This window comes from Sporosarcina sp. P34, from assembly GCF_002743375.1.
Lineage (GTDB): Bacteria > Bacillota > Bacilli > Bacillales_A > Planococcaceae > Sporosarcina.
The window spans coordinates 119021-125477 of sequence record NZ_PDZC01000009.1 but is presented as its reverse complement, the minus strand read 5'-3'; the positions used below and the strand labels follow the sequence as shown (position 1 = coordinate 125477).

General features: G+C 42.2%; 5 protein-coding genes. 3 read left to right on the top strand and 2 right to left on the bottom strand.

Annotation, left to right across the window (positions count from 1 at the left end; genetic code table 11):
• Positions 1-173 precede the first annotated feature (173 nt).
• The gene (locus tag CSV63_RS13135) at positions 174-1082 is read right to left on the bottom strand and encodes a C40 family peptidase (RefSeq protein ID WP_099696214.1); all 909 of its coding nucleotides are present in this window, start codon (positions 1080-1082) and stop codon (positions 174-176) included.
• Between the two features lie 292 nt (positions 1083-1374).
• Here CSV63_RS13135 and CSV63_RS13130 point away from each other — a divergent pair, with 292 nt between their 5' ends.
• Positions 1375-2475, top strand: a complete 1101-nt coding sequence (locus CSV63_RS13130; protein WP_099696213.1) for a glycosyltransferase — start codon at positions 1375-1377, stop codon at positions 2473-2475.
• Positions 2468-3751: a murein biosynthesis integral membrane protein MurJ gene (gene murJ / locus CSV63_RS13125; protein WP_099696212.1), complete on the top strand. Its 1284-nt coding sequence runs from the start codon at positions 2468-2470 to the stop codon at positions 3749-3751. The genes CSV63_RS13130 and murJ overlap by 8 nt, the downstream gene beginning before the upstream one ends.
• 186 nt (positions 3752-3937) lie before the next feature.
• Here murJ and CSV63_RS13120 read toward each other — a convergent pair whose 3' ends face one another.
• A complete protein-coding gene (locus tag CSV63_RS13120) occupies positions 3938-5530 on the bottom strand; it encodes a SulP family inorganic anion transporter (protein ID WP_099696211.1) in 1593 nt (530 codons plus the stop codon).
• A gap of 186 nt (positions 5531-5716) precedes the next feature.
• On the opposite strand from CSV63_RS13120, the gene CSV63_RS13115 reads away from it, so the two are divergent.
• Entirely contained in the window at positions 5717-6454 is a 738-nt protein-coding gene (locus CSV63_RS13115; protein WP_099696210.1) for an SDR family NAD(P)-dependent oxidoreductase, read from the top strand.
• Positions 6455-6457 lie beyond the last annotated feature (3 nt).

Genomic DNA, 6457 nt, shown 5'->3' with positions numbered 1-6457 from the left:
GAATTAGCCTTCGGTTTACTGGCAGTGAACTTGAGAAAGTACACTGCCAGGGAGGTAAACATATAGGAAATCATACAAGGATTTCTATACAAAAAGGGTTCGATCATCAAAAACCGATGATCGAACCCTTTTTTAGCTCACTTCTGGCTAGTTATGTCCCAGCCTCAGGATCATCAATTATTGATACGATCGATGAATTTATTTAGTTGACCGACTGATACTTTATCTGACAATCCAAATGTACCGTCTAGGTAACCAGTTGTAATTTCGTGATAGAACAAAATGTTGATATATTCTGTTGCCCAGTGTCCAGCAGGAACATCAGAGAATTTCGCAATAGCAGAACCTCTTAATTCAAATGCTCCGACTAAAACTTTTGCCATTTGAGCGCGAGTTAATTCTTTATTTGGATTAAAGTTCCCTGCATCGCCAGAGAAGATATTCGCTTCAGCGACTGCGGATATTGCTTTATAGTGGGGATTTGATTCATCCACGTCTTTAAATGTAACATTAACAGTTGTCATATCAAGATCTAACTTTTCTGCAAGTACCTGTGCAATTTCCCCGCGAGTGGCATACACAATTTCTTTAACTGGAGCTGACGCTGCAACCTTGTTCTCTGTACTTACATTATCCGTGAAGTTCGCTACGCGACGTGCACCGATATAACGGCTCTTCCAGTAGTATGGATCATCTAATGAGGATACCATGACGCCTTTACTAGCCGAAGCATGGATAAAGTTATTAGCCCCTACATAGATGCCGACGTGTGATACACCGCGACCTGATGTATTAAAGAATACGAGGTCACCAACTTCTAGATTGCTTTTAGCAATAGAAGTGCCGACTGCGATTTGCTGACCAGTCGTTCTTGGAATAGAAAGGCCTTCTTCTTTGAATACGTATTGCGTGAATCCTGAACAATCAAAAGCCGTTGGGGTTGTCCCACCTAAACGATAAGGTGTTCCCATATATTTTTTTGCGGTGTTTACTAATGATGTTGGTGAGTTTGCGGAAGCAAATTCTGGTACGAATGAAAAGAATAGTAGACTTGCCATGACCAGAGTGATTAGACGTTTCATGCTGTGCTCAAATTCCCCTTTCGCGCAATCATTGTTGCGCTTTGTAATCTAGGAATATGTTAGCACGAATAAACATGGGAATTATTACATTTATATTACAAGAAAATTACACGCTGACATATGATTGAAATGTTCAGTTGAATAACTCACGACATGTACGCTAATCAGAATCAATAAGAAAGTCAGTTTATTTTCGTTATGACGTTATATACGCGTAGTATGTGGTATAATCATTCAACATATCGAAGTGCTTAGTAGTATATGACAGTAAGTAATAAAGGATGAGTTATGCGTGCCTAAAGTAGTAGTATTTAGTAATATGTATCCTTCTGCGGAGCATCCAACCTTTGGAATTTTTGTGAGAAACCAAGTGGAACAATTAAAAAATGATGGCGTAGATGTGAAAGTTATCGCCATACATGATCCCGGTAAAGGAAAGATCGGAAAGATCACCAACTATCTATCATGGGGAATGCAATCCCTTCTATATGTTTTACAGCATAAAAAGAAAGTCAGTATCACACATGCGCATTACGCGTTTCCTACAGGAATGGTATCGTTGCTTGCAAAGAAATTATGGAAGATCCCGTACGTGGTGACGGTGCATGGTGGAGATTTAGATAAGATGGCAAAGAAAAGTGAACGTATCGCAAAATTCACTAAACGTATTTTACAAGAATCTTCAATGGTGATTACGGTTGGAGAGAAGTTGCGAAATGATGTCATTACGGATTATGGAATTGCCCCTAGCAAAGTAGAAATCATGAGTATGGGTGTAGATACGAGTGTCTTCAAGCCAATGGCTCAAGAGGAAGTTCGGCTTTTACTGGACGTGCCGTTGAATGAACGTGTAGTGCTTTTTGTAGGAAACGTTATAGAAGCAAAAGGTGTCATGGAATTGATCGATGCATTTACACAATTACAAGAGACATATGACGATCTTCTTCTATATATAGTAGGTTCACAAAAGGACCAGCGCTTTACAGCGGAAGCGAAAGAAAAAGTCGGCAACAACTCGGGCATTCGCTTTAAAGAGCCTGTCAGCCAGACTGAACTTGCGAAATGGATGTCAGCAACTGATATTCTCGTGTTACCTTCTTATCATGAAGGTTTCGGCTTGGTGGCACTTGAAGCGCTTGCCTCGGGAGCCAAAGTCGTAGCGACGAATGTTGGAGGCCTTCCTTATTTGTTAAAAGACGATGTCGGAACCTTAGTCGAGCCACGTAACGCGCAAGCCTTGGCTGCTGGACTCGAGGAAGCACTTGCGAATGAAGTGACAAGAGAGCAACATGAAGTCACGCAACAAGTGATTCAGCAACATTCTTCAACAGTCATCGTCCAAAGGTTGAACGATATCTATGAACAGAATGGAAAGGATCTTCCAAATGAGTAAATTATTCAAGATCATTGGCACTGTCGCTATCATTAATATAGTCGCCAGATTGTTTGGTTTCGGGCGGGAAGTCGTGATTGGCATACAATATGGTACATCGACAGTAGCGGATGCCATCGCGACAGCGTATACGATTCCGAACTTTATTTATCTAGTGCTTGGTGGGGCGTTGACGACTGCCTTTATATCGATCTACCATTCAGCGAATATGGATAAACCATTATTTGTACGCAAAGCGTTCACGACAGTGGTTATGACTGCTACACTCGTTACATTAGTACTTATCGTTTTGACGAATCCGATTCTACATCTATTCTTTAAAGAGTTAAGTGAGGAAGACTATACATTGGTTAGAAACCTTTTCCTATGGATGATGCCTTCTTCTATTGTATTGGTCATGTCAACATGGATGAGTGGATTATTAAATATCAACGATCGCTTTCAGTTATCAAGTCTCGCAATCTTATTGTATAACGCAGCATTTGTTGCAGTAGGCTTTGCGCTAACAAAATGGCTGGGTCCTGAATCATATGGTGTGGGCGCAATGGTCAGTGCGATCCTAATGGGACTCTTCCTGTATTCTGGTATCAAACGGGCAGATCTTTCCTCACTGAAACCTTCATTCGGCATGCCAACGGACATCAAGAGAATGTGGTGGCTCGCCTTGCCCATTTTATTCGGCGGTGCATCATTGCAGTTTTACTTCATTATTCACCGTATTGCGGCGGGGGGATTAGGAGAAGGTGCGATTTCTTCTATTAACTACGCATCGAAACTAACGGGCTTTCCACAAGCTATTCTCATGACGGCTGTCACGACGGTGATCTATCCGATGCTCGCGAAGAAAGAAGGCGAGGGGGATACAAATACGGTCAAGGCGCTTTACAAGAAAGGCATGCTCTACATGGTCGCGTTACTATTGCCAGCGACGGTGTTCTGCTACTTCCTAGCCGAGCCGCTAATTCGAATAGTATTCGGTTATGGGAATTTCGATGAGAAGTCCGTTATGCTGACGGTGCCGGTGTTCAAAGTATTCGCTTTGTCGATGTTTTTCTTGGCGGCCAATACGTATGTCACTCGTTTTTATTATGCAAAAGGTAATTCGATCACACCTATTATCTTTAGTTTAATCAGCGTGTTTGGAATTAATATCGGTATTATTTTTGCGTTTGTTGATCAGATTGGGGCGCAGGCCATTGCGTACGGTACTGTCATCAGTGCTGCAGTGAACTTCCTTTTACTTGCGGGGTATGCTCGGTATAAATGGAAGTTGTAATGATAGGAAAAAAGCTTTCACTCGGTTGAGTGGAAGCTTTTTTGTGTTGGCAGTGAAACTGAAGAGGTCGCTGTCCTCACTAACGCGCTGCCGAATGATTTACGCGGTGAACCAGACAGCACCTGGCTTTTTTTATTGTTGGACTACAGCCGAAATACTGACCACTTACTAGCTCAAATCAAACACTCATTGCATAAAGAAGTTATCTTCACCAATTTTGTCATATAAACCACTACGTTTGAACAAGTTTACTTTCTCTGGAGGTACTCTCTTAAATACCAGTCGTTTGTTTTGGCGGTCTGCTTCGTCAAGCATAGCGGAAAGGGCTGCTTCGCCAGTGGCGTCGATAGCTGTTAGATTTTTCATGTCCAAAATGATCGTCTTCTGCTCAAGATTCAACAGTTCAGGGTATCGATCCTCGAAGTGTTTCGCTGTACCGAAGAATAGTGGACCAGAGAGTTTGAATTTGATCAGCTCAGATTCATTTCCTGTAGATAACTTGAATTTTTCAACATCGGACAGTTTACTCTTTTTAATATTCAATGAGCCGCTCATCTTGCGTAAGAACGACAGGGCAGCGAGCAAGATTCCGACTTCGACTGCGATGGTTAGATTCACGAATATGGTCAAAAGGAAAGTTGTCAGTAACACAAGTGAATCACCCGAGCGTAACGAAGCGATTTGAGCGAAGGCTTTTCTAGAGCTCATATTCCACGCGACGAACATCAGAATGGGTGCCATTGCGGCCAACGGTATATAGGAAGCGTAAGGTGCAAATAGTAATAAGAAAGCTAAGACAAATAAACTTTGCACAACACCGGAGATCGGACTGACCGCGCCTGAACCGATATTTGTAGCGGTACGTGCGATGGCACCTGTAGCTGGGATTCCGCCGAATAATGGTGTAACGATATTGGCGATACCTTGACCGAATAATTCTTTCTTGGAATCATGCTTGGGTACCTTACTTTTCATTCCATCTGCAACGACTGCGGAAAGCAATGATTCAATTGCACCGAGTGCAGCAATGATTAAAGCAGGTTGCCATAGATTCACCAGTTTAGCGAACGTGATTTCAGGAAAATGAAAACTTGGCAGATGTTGCGGAATGCCACCGTATGCTGTCCCGATCGTTTCTACTTTACCTGGGAAGAACAACACCGAGCAGATAGTAGGAACTAACAGCGCAATAAGGAGCAACGGAATTTTTGGAGCGATTTTCGGTAAAAGGAAGATGACGACGAGACCGATTGCGGCAGTCAGAATACTAAAAGTGTTGACGGTATGAAAATGACGAGCGATTTCCATCATGCTCTCATGGAAGAACTCTTTTTTCTCCACTCCCGTCAATCCAAAGAAGTTTTGGAATTGTCCAGTAAAAATAATCACTGCTATCCCGGCAGTGAATCCAATTGTCACCGATCGCGGGACGAAATGGATGAGATTACTGACACCGAGAAAGCTCATAATGACCAGAAGAATACCAGCGAGAAATCCGGCAATCAGAAGATCTTCGTAACCGTACTGCAGTACAATAGCTAGTAATATGGGAATGAATGCGCCAGTAGGACCAGCAATCTGGTAACGTGAACCGCCTAGCAAGGCGACTAGGAGACCAGCAATGATCGTAGTGTAAAGCCCATATTCCGGTTTTACGCCGGAAGCAATTGCAAAAGCCATCCCAAGTGGAATGGCTACAATTCCAACAGTAATCCCTGCAATCAAATCCTGCCGGAAGCCCGCTGCATTATAATGTAGATAACGTGGATCTTTGAACATGTTTGTTCACTTCTTCCATTTTTAGAGTATATATACAACACTAATTATATCGTATGTACAGGGTCTATACAAGGGATGTATAAATATTCAATCATTGAAGAAGATAGTATCGAACCGTATAATTGAATTCAATATACTTTAATGTTAAAGTATATAACAGTAATAACAATAAAGGAGAGATATAAGATGAGCAGATTACAAGACAAAGTAGCGTTCATTACAGGCGGAGCATCCGGTATGGGTGAAATGATGGTAAAGCAATTCACGGCAGAAGGCGCGAAAGTAATTGCAGCTGACATCAATACAGCAGCACTTGAAGAGAAGTGGGGCGGTCAGGATGATATTCTTCCTATCAAATTGAATGTGACGGAAGATGCAGAATGGAAAGATGCTATGAAAAAGGCTGTCGATCATTTCGGTAAAATTGATATTCTCGTAAATAATGCCGGGATCTCAACTGAAAAAACCGTAGATCAAATCACGATGGAAGACTGGCGCAGACTTTCAGATATTAATAGCTTCGGTACATTCCTAGGTATGAAGCATGCTTCAACATATATGAAAGAAGCGAAAAAAGGTGCAATCGTCAATATTTCTTCATATACGGCATTGGTTGGTATGGGCTTGAATCCATATTCTGCATCTAAAGGTGCAGTACGTGCAATTTCTAAAGCAGCGGCAGCGGAATATGGACATGTAGGTATCCGTGTGAACACGGTATTCCCGGGAGTTATTGAAACACCGATGGTTGCAAATCTTGAAGAGTCTAAGGCTCAACTTGATATGTTGATTAAAATGACTCCACTACAACGTTTAGGTCAACCGGAAGATGTGGGAAATGCGGTACTCTTCTTGGCATCGGATGAAGCGTCTTATATTACTGGCGCAGAGCTTGTGATTGATGGTGGATATTCTGCACGATGATAT